This is a genomic window from Candidatus Limousia pullorum (assembly GCF_057405065.1).
Genome location: NZ_CM171614.1, coordinates 2681025 through 2697695, shown reverse-complemented (window position 1 = coordinate 2697695; position 16671 = coordinate 2681025). Strand labels below are relative to the sequence as shown.

Here is a 16671-nt window from a genome sequence, read left to right as displayed (position 1 = left end):
CTCTCTCGGTTGGGCTTGCTCTTATTTTTAATTTTTGACATGTAAAGGTTTATATTAGAATTTAACACCCACACAAGTATTGAGATACATTTTTCTTAGTCTTTGGAATGGCTCATCCTCAGTTGACTTTGTTTTATTTATTTCTGAAACCTGATTTTTAAATTTTAATCTTACAGCCATGGTTAATTTTTTACCACGGCTGATTTTTTTATACAAATAAAAATATATTGTAAAAAATAGTTGAAATTATGAGTTTATGATGTTAAAGTATATATGTAAATATTTGTACATATTGTGTATAATAAAAAGGAGGTCGTAAAAATGTTGTCGGCAGTTGATTTGTATTTATTTGGTGCTATTGGTATTGTTTTTGGGGGTGTTATCGCTTTTCTCCTCAAGGCTATACCGCTTAAAATCCTCTTTTGGAGTGTATTTTATGTTTACATAATAGTTGTTTTGGGATTGACGCTTTTTCCTATTCCTTATCAGGGCGCAGAGCTCTTTGATTCGGTTCCAAATAACTTTATCCCATTTAGAACGATTATATCCACGTTGCAGATGGGTTTGACAGTTACAGCTTTTATTCAGATTGCAGGAAACATTCTTATTGCTGCTCCTTATGGTGTTGTTCTCGATTTGAAAATGAGAAAAAGCAATAAAATCTGGCTTTTCCTGCTTCCTTTGCTTTTCCCGTTGGTTATAGAGTTATTGCAGCTCATAATCGGCTTGGTAATCGGTTATAATTACCGCTCAGTTGATATTGACGACTTTATACTGAATGCTTTGGGCGGTTATCTCGGTATTCTTTTTAGCAAACTTTTCTTTAAAAATTACGGTGATAAAATTTATAACAGATTATTTTCCAGATGATAAACATAAAACCACAGGCTTTGGAGCTTGTGGTTTTTTCTGCTGTAAAGATTAAGATTGTTCTATAAGATAATTATTTATTGTATCAAGAAAAATTTCGCCGTATTGGGCAAGCTTGGTTTTTCCTACTCCGGACACTGTGAGGAATTCTTCTGATGTCATAGGAAGTTTTTTACACATATCAGTAAGGGTGGCGTCGGAAAATATAATATAAGCCGGAACATTTTTTTCCATAGCCAATTTTCTGCGAAGCTGTTTAAGTTCGTCCAGCAAATCATTGTCAATAACTGCATTGATATCAGCAGCTTTAACCGCCGGTTTTGGCTCTTTCTTTTGTTCCTTAGGGATTTTCATTGACAGTGGTGATTTACCCTTTAAAACACCGTAACTTGTGGCAGAGACCTTTAAAACCGGATATTCGCCGCCTTCTGAGAATATAAAGCCTATTTGCTCTAAATGCTCTATAATGTCTCTTATTCGTTTTTCAGAAGAGTCCTTCATTATGCCGTAGGTGGATTGATTGTCAAGCTTGAATCTCAACAGTCTTTCGTTTTTACTGCCACGCAAAACATCACATATCATCTTTTTGCCGTAACGCTGTCCTGTTTTTATTATGCAGGACAGTATTTTTTGTGTATCAACCGTTATGTCGAGGGTTTCAAATTGAGTGAGGCAGTTGGAGCATTTTCCGCAGTAGTTCTCCGCTTTGTCACCGAAATATTTTAAAATAAACTTTCTTAAACAATCGTTTGTGGTGCAGTATAAGGTCATTTGTTTTAATCGTTCAAAGTCCTTTTCACGAACCATGTATTGTTCTTCTTCAGTAAGCTCGGGGTTATCCTCGGATTTCTCTATTAAAAATCGGTTGGTGAATACGTCTTGGGGACTGTACAATAAAATACAGTCGGCTTGAGAGCCGTCACGGCCAGCACGTCCGGCTTCCTGATAGTAGCTTTCAATATTTTTCGGCATGTTGTAGTGGATTACATAGGAAACATTTGATTTGTCAATGCCCATTCCAAAGGCGTTTGTGGCAACCATAATTTGTTTACGGTCAAAAACAAAATCCTCCTGATTTTCCTTTCTCTCATTTTCTGAAAGTCCGGCGTGATATCTTGTGGCGGAAAAACTGTTTTGATTTATCAGCTCACAAACCTCCTCAACAGCTTTTCTTGTTGAGCAATACACAATACCTGATTTTTCTGAGCGCTCTTTTATAAGGTCAATAAGTGTTGTGTCCTTATTTTTGGGTTTCATTACAGAGAAAAATAAATTGCTTCTGTTAAAACCTGTTGTAACAACAAGAGGCTTGTTGAGCTTTAGTATTTTTAAAATATCCTCTTTAACCTCTTTGGTAGCGGTTGCGGTAAAAGCGCCGATAACAGGGCGGCAAGGAAGTGATTCTATAAACTCCACTATCTTTAGATAGCTTGGTCTGAAATCCTGTCCCCATTGAGAAACGCAGTGGGCTTCGTCCACAGCAACCATGGAAATTTTTATCTTATCGCACAGCTCTGTAAACTCCGGAACCACAAGTCTTTCCGGTGCAACATATATTATTTTATATTTTCCGGATGCGGCATTTTCTAAAACACGGAAATACTGGGATTGATTTAAAGAGCTGTTTATGTATGCGGCAGAAATGCCGGATTGAACAAGTGATGTAACCTGGTCTTTCATCAGTGATATAAGGGGCGAAATAACCAAGGTGACGCCGTCAAAAACAAGAGCAGGTATCTGATAGCAGATTGACTTTCCCGCACCCGTGGGCATGATACACAAAGCGTCTTTGCCGGATAAAAGACAATCAACAATTTTTTCCTGCCCCTGACGAAATTCGCTGTGTCCAAAATATTCCTTTAAAACTGCCAGTTTTTCATTCATATAATTCACCTTGTTTATTTCTTTATCTTTGTTTCATAATAACATGGAGGAAAATATATTTCAATCATTTTAATACTTCAAATGGTGGATAAGGATTGACAGGAAAATATGTTGTAGTATAATTAAATTGACAGAATTTATAAAGGAGGTGTTTTTATGGAAACAGTAATTGATTGTATTAAATCAAGAAGAAGTATCAGATGTTTCAAACCTGACATGATTTCAAAGGATATTATTGAAAAGATTGTTGTTGCCGGTAAATTCGCCGCCACAGGAATGAACAGACAATCACCTATAATCATTGCTGTTACAAACAAAGAGGTACGTGACAAACTTTCAAAGCTTAATGCAGAGATTATGGGAAAAGATATCGACCCGTTCTATGGCGCACCTGTTGTTCTTATAGTTTTGGCGGATAAAAATGCTCCCACACATATTTATGACGGAAGTCTTGTAATGGGAAACCTTATGCTTGCCGCTCATGAGCTGGGAGTTGGAAGCTGCTGGATTCACAGAGCAAAGGAAGAATTTGAAAGACCTGAGGGTTTGGAAATACTTAAATCTCTCGGAATAGAGGGAGAGTATGAGGGCATAGGTCATTGCGTGCTGGGATATGTAGACGGAGAATACCCAAAGGCTGCTCCAAGAAAAAGTAATTGGATTTATTTTATTGATTGATAAAAAGACACCGGATTTCTATTGAAGTCCGGTGTTGAATTTTGTATTATAGAGATTATTTCAAACGTGTCAAATACTGGCAGTATACATAAATGTTTTGGATTTTTTTAGCTTCTGCGCCCTCTTCGGTTTTTATAATAGGCTGGGTTTCCGATGGTGTTATGTAGAGCTTAAACACAATGGCGTCCTGACCCGGTCTTATGTTTCTTATGCGCTTTTTGGTGAAATCTCTTTTGGAAACTTTGAGATAGTCGAATATTACCGTTTCAATAGCTGCATCTGTAAAACACTGTAAAATATCTTTTTCGTCGTGCATGTCGATAATTGCACGGGCTGCGTCAAATGTAAGATTTTCACATTTGTATTCACCGTCATTTAATGCTGTCATCATACTGCTGTTGTCCAAAAGCAGCAAAGGTTTGTCAAAAGTATTAGCCATTGTTTTGCCTCCTTAATGTTAATTTTTTATATTAAAAATATTTCCTGACTTTATAATATGAAATTATAATAACATAATAATTCAGAAAAAGCAACAATTGATAAAAAATTAACAGCTTTTTTAAATTTTGTGAATATTTTAACAGACTTACTTGCAAAAAAAGAAAAAGCGGGCTGCCAGTGGTGACAGCCCGCCGTTTAGATTTCCGGATTATTTAACTAATCCGTTATTTTTAGCAGCATCCGCAGGAATTACCGCAGCCGCCGTTGTCTTTGCCGGCGTTGCCGCCGCCGCAGCACATGAGGATGATGATGAGAAGAATTACCCATGAGCAGTTGTCGTTGCCAAAACAGTTACACATTGTTGTTTTCCTCCTTTCTGTTTACACTACATACTATTGCAGGAGAGGCATTTTGGTTACGGATTTTTTAAAAAATTTTATTTTTATTATTTATCTGCATTTATGCACTTGTTTTAAGATAAGATATTATAATAAATTATTTGATTTATTTCGGTCAAAATGATATAATTGGAAATATTTTTAAGAGGTATATTGATTGAAAGGAACGGAGTTTATTTTTTATATGCGTATAGAAATGCTTATGGGAGTTGCAACTTCTGCAACACAGATTGAGGGAGGAGACAAAAATAACACATGGTACAGATTTTCCAAAACGGGAAAATGTGTTGACGGAACAAACTGTCTGCGTGCGGCAGATCACTACAATCGTTATAGGGAAGATATAGACCTTATGGCTTCATTGGGCGTTGAGATTTATAGAATGAGCCTTGAATGGAGCAGAATAGAACCTCAAAAAGGCGTTTTTAATAAAGAGGCAATAGACCACTACCGTGACGAGCTTGAATATTTTATAGAGAAGGGAATAAAGCCCCTTGTAACACTTCATCATTTTTCAGACCCCATATGGTTTGCGGACATGGGAGGATTTGAAAAGAAAAAGAATGTAAAATATTTTTTGGAGTATGTGGAAAAGGTAATTGAATCTTTCGGAGATATAGTAAGCGAATTTGTGACCATAAACGAACCCAATGTATATATCCTAAACGGATATATGTTAGCCTACTGGCCGCCGTTAAGGGGAAACTATATAGCGGGATTCCGTGTGTGCAAGAATATGGCGAGATGTCATATAGAGGCTTATAAGCTTATTCATAAAATGAGAGAAGAAATGGGATATAAGGATACAAAGGTTTCCTTTGCAAATCATATGGTTTACTTTGTGCCTAAAAATGAGAAAAATCCTATTCATAGATTTTGCACAGCCTTTTATGAATATCTTTTCCATACAATGATAAACAACAGCTTTTATGAGGGAAAAACACCTCTTTTTATGGGAAAAAGGCTGGAAAGCGGAAAGTATTACGATTTTATCGGTATAAATTATTACACAAGGCGAGCAATAGGATATTTTACATCCAATGAATACAAGGGAGAAAGCAAAAGCGATTTAAACTGGGATATTTATCCGGAGGGTATAAGACTTATAACAGAGGACTTGTATAAAAAGTTTAAGAAAGAGGTTTATATAACCGAAAACGGAGTTTGTGATAAGAACGATATTTTGAGAGAAAAATATATAAAAGACCATATAAGGGAGTTGGTGTACGAGGGTTCTCCGGTCACAAGATATTACCACTGGTCTTTTTTGGATAATTTCGAGTGGAGAGAGGGAGAACACGCAAGGTTCGGAATTGTTCATGTGAACTATGAAACTCAAAAGAGAACCGTAAGAAAAAGCGCAGAGTTTTACAAAAGGCTCATAAAAGAAAAATCAACAGAACTTTTAGAATAAACAAAAATCAGAGTGACTATGAACAGGTCACTCTGATTTTTTTGGAATCTATAGGGATACTAAATATTAGGTATTAACAAATTAAATTTTATAAAGAAGTTCTGAGTAGGATGGGAACGGCCAGTATTTCTTCGGCATAAAGTGTTCCGCCTTGTCTGCGCTTTCTCTGAGAGCTTCCATGTGCTCGAGCACTGTGTTTGCAAAGAACTGTGAAAGCTTTTGGATGTCGCTTTCCTTTTTAGCAAGCTGTAAATCCTCTTCAAGCTGGTTTACAAGAGATGTCATGTTCTCAACACAGGCTGAAAGCTCCTTAACAGTTGAAATCTCTGTAGAAACAGGAATATCAGGGGAAAGGCTGCGCTTGTTTGCGGCTGTCTTTGAAAGAAAATCAACATATTCCAAAACAGCGGGAATAATTTCTTTCCTTGTCATTTCGTCCATTGTCAAAGCTTCGATGGTGATTTTCTTTTGATAGAGTTCGGAAAGAATCTCGTATCTGGAAATCATTTCGCCCTTGGTGAAAATCTTGTGCTTTGTGAAAAGGTCGATGTTCTTCTGAGAAATAAAGGTTGGGAGAGCGTCGGCTGTTGTTCTGAGATTCAGCAGACCTCTGCGCTGTGCTTCTTCAACCCATTCCTGAGAATAGTTGTTGCCGTTGAAGATAATTCTCTTGTGGTCCTTCAAAACTTCCTTGATAATGTCGTGAAGAACTGCGTTAAAGTCCTCAGCACCTTCAAGTTTGTCTGCAAAGCCTGCAAGCTCTTCTGCAACGATTGTGTTAAGCACAATGTTTGGTCCGGCGATTGAGTCGCCTGAACCCAGCATACGGAACTCAAACTTGTTACCGGTAAATGCAAAAGGTGAGGTTCTGTTTCTGTCTGTTGTGTCTTTTGGGAAACGTGGGAGAATATGAACTCCTACTTTCATTTCAACCTTGTCTTTTCCGTTGTATTCGCAATCGTTTTCAATGGACTTGAGAACGTCGGAAAGCTCGTCACCCAAAAACATTGATACAATAGCAGGAGGAGCTTCGTTTGCACCCAAACGGTGGTCGTTTCCGGCGCTTGCAACAGAAACTCTCAGCAAATCCTGATACTCGTCAACCGCCTTGATAACAGCTGCAAGGAAAAGGAGGAACTGTGCGTTTTCAGCAGGTGAATCGCCTGGCTCCAAAAGGTTTACGCCGGTGTTTGTGGACAAGGACCAGTTGTTGTGCTTACCGCTTCCGTTGATGCCCTCAAATGGCTTTTCGTGGAGGAGACATACAAGACCGTGTTTCTGTGCAACCTTTTTGATAATCTCCATGGTCAGCTGGTTTTGGTCGGTTGCCACGTTTGTATTGGTGAAGATTGGAGCAAGCTCGTGCTGTGCAGGTGCAACCTCGTTGTGCTCGGTTTTTGCAAATACGCCAAGCTTCCACAGCTCAATGTCCAAATCTTTCATAAATGCTTTTATTCTCGGCTTGATTGTTCCGAAATAGTGGTCCTCAAGCTCTTGTCCCTTTGGAGGACGCTCTCCGAAAAGAGTTCTGCCGCAGAGCATAAGATCTTCACGCTGTGCGTAATAATCCTTGTCGATGAGGAAATATTCCTGCTCAGGGCCGACAGTTGTGATAACACGTGTGGCTTCTGTGTTGCCGAAAAGTCTTAAAATTCTCAATGCCTGCTTATTGATAACTTCCATTGAACGGAGAAGAGGGGTCTTTTTGTCCAAAGCTTCGCCGCCGTAAGAACAGAATACAGTTGGGATACACAGTGTATTGTCTTTTATAAATGCATATGCAGATGGGTCCCATGCAGTGTAGCCTCTTGCTTCAAAGGTGGCACGAAGTCCGCCTGACGGGAAAGAGGAGGCGTCAGGTTCGCCTTTTACAAGCTCCTTGCCGCTGAACTCCATAATTACAGATGTGGGAGTTTCAGGTGTGATAAAGCTGTCGTGCTTTTCTGCGGTGTAGCCTGTCATCGGCTGGAACCAGTGGGTAAAATGTGTTGCACCCTTTTCCACTGCCCAGTCTTTCATTGCGTTGGCAACTACGTTTGCGATTGTTCTGTCAAGGCTCTTTCCAAGTTCCATAGTCTTTTTCAAAGCCTTGTATGTTTCTTTCGGAAGTCTTTCTTTCATCACTTTATCGTTGAAAACCATGCTTCCGAAAAGTTCCGGAATATAGTTGCTTTTATTTTCTGCGGGAACATTATTCATGGAAAATTCCTCCTGTTTGTATTGTTGTGGTTGATGAGAATAAATTTATATTAAAGCAATACTGCGCCTGCTTTTTCTGCCGCAGCCTTGGTATCGTCGTCCCAGATTGAAACCTGAACTTCGCCGATGTGGGCTTTTTCCAACAGTAGCATACACAATCTTGACTGTCCTATACCTCCGCCGATGGTGAGAGGCAATGTTTTATCCAAAACCATTTTCTGGAAAGGGAGTTCTCTTCTGTCGTCACAGCCGGCTTTTGCAAGCTGTTCGTCCATTGACTTGCTGTCAACTCTGATACCCATGCTGGAAACCTCAAAGGCGCAGTCCAAAACCTCGTTGTAGAAGAAAATATCTCCGTTTAACTTCCAGTCGTCATAGTCAGGAGCTCTTCCGTCGTGCTTTTCTCCTGATTTGAGCTTGTCGCCGATTTCCATAATGAAAGCGGTCTTGTGCTCTTTTACATAGAGGTTTTCTCTTTCTCTCGGTGTTTTGTCAGGGTACATGTCTTCAAGCTCCTGAGTGGTAACAAAGCTTATGTCACGTGAGAAAGAAGCTGTAAGAACCGGGAACATTTTGTGAAGCTCATCGGCTGTGTCGCAGATAGCACCTACAATTTTTTCAACTGTTGATTTCAAATATTCTCTGTCACGTCTGCCGTCCGGGATAATTGCTTCCCAGTCCCACTGGTCAACGTAAACTGAATGGAGGTTATCCATTTCCTCGTCACGTCTTATGGCGTTCATATCTGTGTACAAACCGGAGCCCTGTGCAAATCCATATTTATAAAGAGCGTATCTCTTCCATTTTGCCAGGGAATGAACAACTGCGGCGTCTTTTCCGGTTTCTTTAATATCGAATACTACAGGTCTTTCAACACCGTTTAAGTCATCGTTGAGTCCGGTTTCAGGTTCTACAAACAAAGGAGCGGAAACTCTTGTAAGATTCAAAGCGTTTTTTAGTTTGGATGAAAATATATCTTTTACCGCCTCTATAGCCTTTTGAGTTTCAAAAACGCTAAGATGCTCTTTTGTACTGTAACTTGTTGGGAATGTTGTTTTACTCATAAAAATCAGCCTTTCGGATTTTTTAGTAAACGGCGCTGTAAGTGATTATTGACGTTGCCTTACGCTTTAAAGCTTTAAAAAAGAAAAAGACGCCACAGAAATCCTGTGGCGCCTTTGCCGATTACGTGAGCAATTATAATACATCTTTTTCTCTTTGTCAATAGGGGAAATGCAAGTTTTTTATTTTACGTTTCAGTTTGTTTCAAAAAAACAAAAAAATATCCGAAATATAACCTATATAGGGGAAAAATAATGAATTGAATGAAAGTTATTGACAAGCTTCCTGCATGGTGGTATAATTTGAAAAACGGACAAAGGCGTCTGCGATATTGTTAATTTTCTGAAGCCACAGTTTTCAATTGTTTTCAGAGAATTGCATCGCAGACGCTTTTTTTACGGGTTTTTTTAGGAAAAAGGAATATCTATGGCTTTATAAAGCAAATAATTACAGCAGAGCTTTTAATTTTTTATGCTAAGTAAAGCCGGAAATCTATGGGGGAATTAGAAATGAAAAAAGAAAAAATCTATCTGGTACTTGAAAACGGAGAATATTTTGCAGGCGACAGCTTCGGCGGCGATTTTGAAACCGTTTACGGCGAGGTTGTTTTCAACACTTCAATAACCGGTTATCTGGAGAGCATAACAGACCCAAGCTACTGCGGTCAGATTCTTGTTCAGACATTTCCGCTTATAGGAAACTACGGTGTTATCCCGGAGGATTTTGAAAGCGAGAAACCTTGGCTTTCCGGCTATATCGTAAGAGATTGGTGTGAAACTCCGTCAAACTACAGAAGCACTCAGCGCCTTGATGAATACTTTAAAAAGGAAAACATCCCTGCAATGAGCGGAATAGATACAAGAAGACTTACAAGAATTATCAGAAACAACGGTGTTATGAACGGAATGCTCACAAAGAAAGCGCCTCCTTACAGCAATGAAGAGCTTGAAAAAATCAAGGAGTACACCTGCGCAGGAGTTGTAAACAGAGTTACACGCAAAGAGGCCAAGGTTTATGAAAGTGAAAATCCTAAATATAACGTGGTTCTCTGGGACTTCGGAACAAAGGAAAATATTATCAGATGTCTTACACAGCGTGGCTGTAATGTGACTGTTGTTCCGGCTGATACAAAGGCTGAGGAAATCAAGAGTCTTAATCCTGACGGCATAATGCTTTCAAACGGCCCGGGAGACCCACAGGAAAATAAGGGCGTAATTGAAGAGCTTAAAAAGGTTTGCGAATATAAAATCCCGATTTTCGGAATTTGTCTCGGTCATCAGCTTTTGGCTCTTTCACAGGGAGCAGAAACCGAGAAGCTCAAATACGGTCACAGAGGAGCAAACCAGCCGGTTAAGGATTTAAGCTGCGGAAGAGTTTATATTTCTGCTCAGAACCACGGCTACGCTGTTGTTGACAGCAGTTTGCCGGAGCACGGAAAGCTCAGCTTTATAAATATGAACGACGGCTCCTGTGAGGGTGTAAAATATACAAAGTTCCCTGCATTTTCCGTTCAGTTCCATCCTGAAGCATGTGCAGGTCCGCTTGATACAATGTGGCTTTTCGATGATTTTATCAAGCTTATTGAAGAAAATAAATAATTAGCTTCATCATAACATAAGGTTATAAAGGGGAGAAAAGAATGTCCGGAAAAATTATTGAGTTTACAAAAATGCACGGATGCGGCAATGATTACATCTATATAGATTGTTTTAAACAGGAAATAAATAATCCCGAGGAATTGAGCATAAATCTGTCCCGCCAGCATTTTTCCATAGGCGGCGATGGGGTAATACTTATATGTCCCTCCGATAAAGCCGACGCAAAGATGAGAATTTTCAACCTTGACGGAAGCGAGGGCAAAATGTGCGGCAACGGTATCCGCTGTGTAGGAAAATATCTCTATGATAATTCAATGACAAAGGGAGATACCGTAGAGGTTGACACATTAAGCGGAGTAAAAACATTGAAAATTTATCCGGATGATAAGGGCAAAGCTCAGTTTATCACAGTAGATATGGGAAAGGCCTCTTATCTCAATAAAGATATCCCTGTAAACCTTGAGGGAGAAACAACAATAAATAAACCTGTTGATATCTGCGGAAAAACCGAGAATATAACCTGCGTATCCATGGGAAATCCCCATTGTGTGGTTTTCTGTGACAATACGGATATTATAGATATTGAAAAAGAGGGAAAGAGATTTGAAAAAAATCCCATATTTCCGGAAGGCGTCAACACTGAGTTTATAACTGTTGAAGATGAAAAAACTCTGAGAATGAGAGTATGGGAGAGAGGAAGCGGAGAAACTCTCGCCTGCGGAACGGGAGCCTGCGCTTCTGTTGCGGCTGCTGTTGCCTGCGGCTATTGTCCGAAAAATGAGGACATCACCGTAAAGCTTAGGGGCGGAGAGCTTAAAATAAAATACACAGAGGACACAGTGTATATGACCGGTCCTGCTGTCACTGCATTCAAAGGAGAAGTTGAAATAGATGAGTAAGTATATTTTTGTAACCGGAGGAGTTGTATCCGGACTTGGAAAAGGAATAACAGCGGCGTCTTTAGGAAGACTCTTAAAGGCAAGAGGATTTAAGGTGGCGGCTCAGAAGCTTGACCCATATATAAACATAGACCCGGGCACAATGAGTCCTTACCAGCACGGAGAGGTTTATGTAACCGAGGACGGAGCGGAAACGGATTTGGACTTGGGACATTATGAAAGATTTATTGATGAAAACCTTAATAAATACTCAAACCTTACAACCGGCAAGGTATACTGGAATGTGCTTACAAAAGAGAGAAAAGGCGAGTATCTCGGCGAAACGGTACAGGTTATCCCCCATATAACCGATGAGATAAAAAGCTTTATCTATTCCGTAGGAGAAAAAACCGACGCAGATATTGTAATTACCGAAATAGGCGGTACAACCGGCGACATTGAATCCCAGCCATACCTTGAAGCCATAAGACAGGTATCAAACGAGCAGGGAAGAAGAAACTGCCTTTTCATTCATGTTACCCTTATCCCTTATCTTGAATTTTCCGGAGAACATAAGTCAAAGCCCACACAGCACTCTGTAAAGGAATTGCAGTCATTCGGAATTATGCCGGATATTATAGTTGCAAGATGCGACAGACCTTTGGAAAAATCTATTTTTGCAAAGATTGCTAAGTTCTGCAATGTTTCACCTGACTGCGTTATAGAGAACAGAACAGTCCCACTTCTTTATGAAGCACCTGTTATGCTCAAGGAACAGGGACTTGACAAAGTGGTATTGAGAGAGCTTTCTCTTGAGGATAAAAAGGATTTTGACTTTACCGAATGGGAAAACATGATTGCCTCAATCAAGCAGTGCGAAAAGTCTGTAAATATCGCTTTGGTTGGAAAATACGTAAAACTCCACGATTCCTACCTTTCAGTTTCCGAGGCTTTAAGCCACGCAGGCTGGGCAAACGGAACAAATGTAAATGTTATGTGGATTGACAGCGAAACCATAACAGATGAGAATGTGGGAAAGGTTCTTGAAGGATGCGACGGAATTATAATCCCAGGAGGCTTCGGAAGCCGTGGAATTGAGGGAATGATTTCGGCTGCAAAATATGCACTTAAAAATAATATTCCGTATTTCGGAATTTGCCTTGGTATGCAGATAGCGTCTATTGCCTTTGCAAGGGATATTTTAAAGCTTGAGGATGCAAACTCAAAGGAATTTGACGTAGAAAGCAAAAATAAGGTTATAGACCTTATGAACGACCAAAAATACCTTGAGGAAATGGGCGGCACAATGAGACTTGGAGCTTATCCATGCAAGGTTAAAAGAGAGTCAAAGCTCTATGAAATGTATCAGGAGCACAATGTTTCGGAGCGTCACCGTCACCGCTATGAGTTTAACAACGACTACAGAGAGGCTTTTGAGCAGAACGGAATTGTTTTCTCGGGAGTTTCACCTGATAACAGACTGGTGGAAGCTGTGGAATATTCAAAGAATAATTTTTTTGTGGGAGTTCAGTATCATCCTGAATTTAAGAGCCGCCCAAACAAGCCGCACCCGGTATTTAAAGGCTTTATAAAGGCTGCAATGATATACAACTATGAGAGCGGGAGGGAATGTAAGTGAGAATAAATGAAAACTATAAAAATCTGAAAGAGAGCTATCTATTTTCTGAAATAGCCGCAAGGGTGGAAAAGTTTAAAAGTGAAAATCCACATAAAAAAATAATCAGAATGGGTATAGGCGACGTTACATTGCCATTGCCTCAGGTTGTTGTGGAAGCAGGAAAGAAAGCCTTTGAAGAACAGGCGTTTTCCGAAACTTTCCACGGATACGGCCCGGAACAGGGTTACGACTTTTTAAGAGAAGCAATAAGAGATTATTATAAAACCTTCGGCGTTTCTCTCCATATGGACGAGATTTTTGTAAGCGACGGAGCCAAAAGCGACGTTGGAAATGTCCTTGACCTTTTTGATAAGGACAATACAGTGCTTATTCCAAATCCCGTTTATCCCGTTTATTTTGACACAAACGTAATGAACGGCAGAAAGATTATTTTTGCCGAGGGAAATAAAGAAAATAATTTCCTGCCAATGCCATCAGATGAGGTAAAGGCTGATATAATTTATCTTTGCTCACCCAATAACCCCACCGGCGCTGTATACACAAAGGAACAGCTTGAAGCTTGGGTAAAATATGCCCTTAAAAACGGAAGCATAATTCTTTTTGACAGCGCATACGAAGCATTTATTCAGGATGAAAAGCTTCCCAGAAGTATTTTCAGTATTGAGGGTGCTGAAAAATGTGCAATAGAGTTTTGCTCACTTTCAAAAACAGCGGGCTTTACCGGTGTAAGATGCGGATATACTGTTGTGCCGGAGGCTTTGGAGTTTGAGGATATGAGCATTAGAAAAATGTGGCTGAGACGACAAACCACAAAGTTTAACGGTGTTTCCTATCCAGTACAGAGAGCCGCACAGGCGGTGTTCTCAAAAGAGGGAATAGAGCAGTGCAGAAAGAACATCGCTTACTATATGGAAAATGCAAAAATTATCACAGCCACAATGGATAAATTGAATATCTCATATGTAGGAGGAGAAAACTCTCCATATGTGTGGCTTAAATGTCCCGGCGGCATGACCTCGTGGGAATTTTTTGATAAGCTTTTAAGTGAAGCCGCAGTTGTGGGAACACCTGGAAGCGGTTTCGGAACAGCGGGAGAAGGTTATTTCAGGCTTACAGCTTTTTCCTCAAAGGAAGCTGCAAAAGAGGCAATGGAAAGGCTTGAAAAAATATTTTAACTTTGAAAAAAACGTTTTCATAATCTTACATTTAAAGGTCAGCTAAAGCAAAAGAGTTGTCGATTTATAAAAAATTATGAAAAGTAAATGTAAAAAGGGTCTAAGTTGATAAATAAATAGTGAAGTATGCGAAAATATCAGAAATAGATCAAAAGGTAATTGCGCTTAAATTGAATTTGTGATATGATAAAGTAGCATGAAAAGCTGTATTTGCTTTCTTGATTTGTGAACTGGAGGATTGTATTATGGGAACAGCTGAATTGCGTAATATTGCAAAGCAGATTCGTTATTATACTACTGACGAAATTGCAACTCTCGGCGTAGGTCATATCGGCGGAAGTCTTTCTATTGCTGATGTGCTTGCGGTACTCTATTTTAAAGAAATGAATGTTGATCCTAAAAATCCGAATATGGAAAACCGTGACAGACTTGTTGTATCCAAGGGACACGCAGGTCCTGCAGTTTATGCTACTTTGGCATTGAAGGGTTATTTCCCAATGGAAGAGCTCAAGACACTTAACGTTGAGGGCACAAATCTTCCAAGCCATTGCGACAGAACTTTGACTCCTGGAGTTGACATGACAGCAGGTTCTTTGGGACAGGGCATCTCCGCTGCAGTTGGCATGGCTAAAGCATGTAAGATTTTTGAAAACGGAGCAAGGGTATTCTGTATTATCGGTGACGGCGAAAGCCAGGAAGGTCAGGTATGGGAGGCATGTATGTCTGCCGTACAGCTGAAGCTTGACAATCTCGTTGTATTCATGGACTACAACAAGATGCAGATTGACGGAACTACAGATGAGATTATGTCTGTAGAGAATCCTGCTGAGCGTTTCAGAGCTTTCGGATTTAATGTATATGATATTGACGGACATGACATAGATGCTATTATCGCTTCTATCGACGGTGCAAAGCAGGTTAAGGACAAGCCTACAATGATTGTTCTTAACACAGTAAAGGGCAAGGGAGTTTCCTTTGTTGAACAGGCTCTTGTTGACTGCCACAGCATGAACTTTACAGCAGAGCAAAAAGCAGCTGCTTTGGAAGAGTTGAAATAAGGAGGTAGTTAGTGATGGCAAGTAAAGAAATTCGTGGAATTTTCGCTGAAATTCTCGCAGAAGAGATGGCAAAAGATAAAAGAATTGCCGTTATAGACGCTGACCTTGCAAAGTGCAACGGCACAATGGGACTTCGTAAGTTGTATCCGGACAGAGCTTTTGATGTTGGTATTGCAGAGCAGAACATGGCAGGTATTGCAGCCGGTATGGCAACCTGCGGCATGATTCCTTTCATCAGCTCATTTACTCCTTTTGCAACAAGAAGAATTTGTGACCAGATTGCGGTTTCAATCGCTCTTGCAAAGTGCAATGTTAAAATTGTTGGTTCTGACCCGGGAATTACAGCACAGCTCAACGGTGCAACACACATGAGCGTTGAGGATGTGGGCGTTGTAAGAAGTATTCCAAGCTTGGTTATCTACGAGCCGGTGGATGCAGAACAGTTCAGACAGGCTATGCCTCAGATTATAAATTATGACGGTCCTGTATACATCAGAATGTTCAGAAAGGCAATCGACGATGTATTTACAGCTCCTGATTATAAATTCGACCTCTTTAAGGCTGATGCAATCAAAGAGGGTAAGGACGTTACAATTTTCGCAACAGGTATAATGGTTCAGGAGACAATGAAGGCTTTGAAAACTCTTGAAGAGCTTGGCATTGATGCTGAAGTTATAAACATTCATACCATTAAGCCTATCGACAGAGAGGCTGTAATTGCTTCTGCAAAGAAAACAAGAGCTGTTGTTGTTGCTGAAAACCACAACATCATCGGCGGCCTTGGCTCAGCAGTAGCAGAGGTACTTGGCGAAGAGTGTCCTACAATCATGAAGAGAATCGGTATTAAGGACAGATTCGGTCAGGTTGGTAAGCTTCCATTCCTCCAGGAGGAATACGAGATGACAGATAAGCACATTGTTGAGGCTGTCAAGGAAGTTATTGCCAAGAAATAATTTAATGACTATCAAAATATAGACAAAAATAGTATATGCGACTTGTGCTATTTCGACAAAATTTTATCAATTTGTGATTATTGCTTGAAGTTTACCTGTATATATGGTAACATAGTGTCGTTGTCGTGATTTAACAAGTTGAATTGCGTTGAAGTTTTCAGAAAAGTAGCCATGCGCTTGCCGAAGGAGTAATGCTCTCAGGAATTTCCTTTTGGGAAATAGGACTGAAAACCGAGTAAACTCTGGAGAAACTCTTTTAAAAGAGTGCCGAAGGTGCAAGGAATTTTCCGAATCTCTCAGGCAAAAGGACAGAGGATGACATTACGTCACTTTGCTATTTATTTTTGTTTTCCAGAGCTTAACTCTTTTGAGTTAGGCTCTTTTTATTTTCATATATATAAATTTATATGATTACATTTATTTT

Annotated in this window: 14 protein-coding genes and 1 riboswitch; of the genes, 9 read left to right on the top strand and 5 right to left on the bottom strand. The window is 39.8% G+C overall.

Annotation, left to right across the window (positions count from 1 at the left end; translation table 11 throughout):
* Positions 1-321: 321 nt before the first annotated feature.
* Positions 322-870 (top strand): VanZ family protein, encoded by a 549-nt coding sequence (locus CGICJO_RS12690; RefSeq protein ID WP_486499183.1) that lies wholly within the window; start codon positions 322-324, stop codon positions 868-870.
* Positions 871-921: 51 nt separating this feature from the next.
* On the opposite strand, the gene recQ is transcribed toward CGICJO_RS12690, so the two are convergent.
* Positions 922-2754: a DNA helicase RecQ gene (gene recQ, locus CGICJO_RS12685; protein WP_486499182.1), complete on the bottom strand. Its 1833-nt coding sequence runs from the start codon at positions 2752-2754 to the stop codon at positions 922-924.
* Between the two features lie 156 nt (positions 2755-2910).
* Here recQ and CGICJO_RS12680 point away from each other — a divergent pair, with 156 nt between their 5' ends.
* The gene (locus tag CGICJO_RS12680; RefSeq protein ID WP_486499181.1) at positions 2911-3432 is read left to right on the top strand and encodes a nitroreductase; all 522 of its coding nucleotides are present in this window, start codon (positions 2911-2913) and stop codon (positions 3430-3432) included.
* Between the two features lie 55 nt (positions 3433-3487).
* Here the strand turns inward: CGICJO_RS12680 and CGICJO_RS12675 are convergent, their stop codons facing one another.
* Both CGICJO_RS12675 and CGICJO_RS12670 read right to left on the bottom strand, forming a co-directional pair.
* Entirely contained in the window at positions 3488-3871 is a 384-nt protein-coding gene (locus tag CGICJO_RS12675) for a DUF1874 domain-containing protein (protein WP_087377757.1), read from the bottom strand.
* A 232-nt stretch (positions 3872-4103) separates the two neighbouring features.
* Positions 4104-4232, bottom strand: coding sequence for a hypothetical protein (locus CGICJO_RS12670; protein WP_486499180.1), 129 nt, complete (start codon positions 4230-4232; stop codon positions 4104-4106).
* Between the two features lie 223 nt (positions 4233-4455).
* Here CGICJO_RS12670 and CGICJO_RS12665 point away from each other — a divergent pair, with 223 nt between their 5' ends.
* Positions 4456-5685 (top strand): glycoside hydrolase family 1 protein, encoded by a 1230-nt coding sequence (locus tag CGICJO_RS12665; protein WP_486499179.1) that lies wholly within the window; start codon positions 4456-4458, stop codon positions 5683-5685.
* Positions 5686-5766: 81 nt separating this feature from the next.
* On the opposite strand, the gene CGICJO_RS12660 is transcribed toward CGICJO_RS12665, so the two are convergent.
* Both CGICJO_RS12660 and asnA read right to left on the bottom strand, forming a co-directional pair.
* Positions 5767-7884, bottom strand: a complete 2118-nt coding sequence (locus CGICJO_RS12660) for a glutamine synthetase III family protein (RefSeq protein ID WP_486499178.1) — start codon at positions 7882-7884, stop codon at positions 5767-5769.
* Between the two features lie 50 nt (positions 7885-7934).
* Positions 7935-8948, bottom strand: coding sequence for an aspartate--ammonia ligase (asnA, locus tag CGICJO_RS12655; protein ID WP_486499177.1), 1014 nt, complete (start codon positions 8946-8948; stop codon positions 7935-7937).
* Between the two features lie 507 nt (positions 8949-9455).
* On the opposite strand from asnA, the gene CGICJO_RS12650 reads away from it, so the two are divergent.
* The 6 genes from CGICJO_RS12650 to CGICJO_RS12625 all read left to right on the top strand — a co-directional run bounded on the left by CGICJO_RS12650 (position 9456) and on the right by CGICJO_RS12625 (position 16247).
* Positions 9456-10544 (top strand): carbamoyl phosphate synthase small subunit, encoded by a 1089-nt coding sequence (locus tag CGICJO_RS12650; protein ID WP_486499176.1) that lies wholly within the window; start codon positions 9456-9458, stop codon positions 10542-10544.
* Between the two features lie 41 nt (positions 10545-10585).
* Positions 10586-11443 (top strand): diaminopimelate epimerase, encoded by an 858-nt coding sequence (dapF, locus tag CGICJO_RS12645; protein ID WP_486499175.1) that lies wholly within the window; start codon positions 10586-10588, stop codon positions 11441-11443.
* Positions 11436-13061, top strand: coding sequence for a CTP synthase (gene pyrG, locus CGICJO_RS12640; RefSeq protein WP_486499174.1), 1626 nt, complete (start codon positions 11436-11438; stop codon positions 13059-13061). Before dapF ends, pyrG begins: the two co-directional genes overlap by 8 nt.
* Complete coding sequence (locus CGICJO_RS12635) at positions 13058-14236, top strand: LL-diaminopimelate aminotransferase (RefSeq protein WP_486499173.1); 1179 nt, start codon at positions 13058-13060, stop codon at positions 14234-14236. Before pyrG ends, CGICJO_RS12635 begins: the two co-directional genes overlap by 4 nt.
* Before the next feature lie 245 nt (positions 14237-14481).
* Complete coding sequence (locus tag CGICJO_RS12630; RefSeq protein WP_087377745.1) at positions 14482-15294, top strand: transketolase; 813 nt, start codon at positions 14482-14484, stop codon at positions 15292-15294.
* Between the two features lie 14 nt (positions 15295-15308).
* Entirely contained in the window at positions 15309-16247 is a 939-nt protein-coding gene (locus CGICJO_RS12625) for a transketolase family protein (protein ID WP_486499172.1), read from the top strand.
* Positions 16248-16479: 232 nt separating this feature from the next.
* Positions 16480-16569, top strand: a riboswitch (glycine riboswitch).
* The last annotated feature ends 102 nt before the right edge of the window (positions 16570-16671 follow it).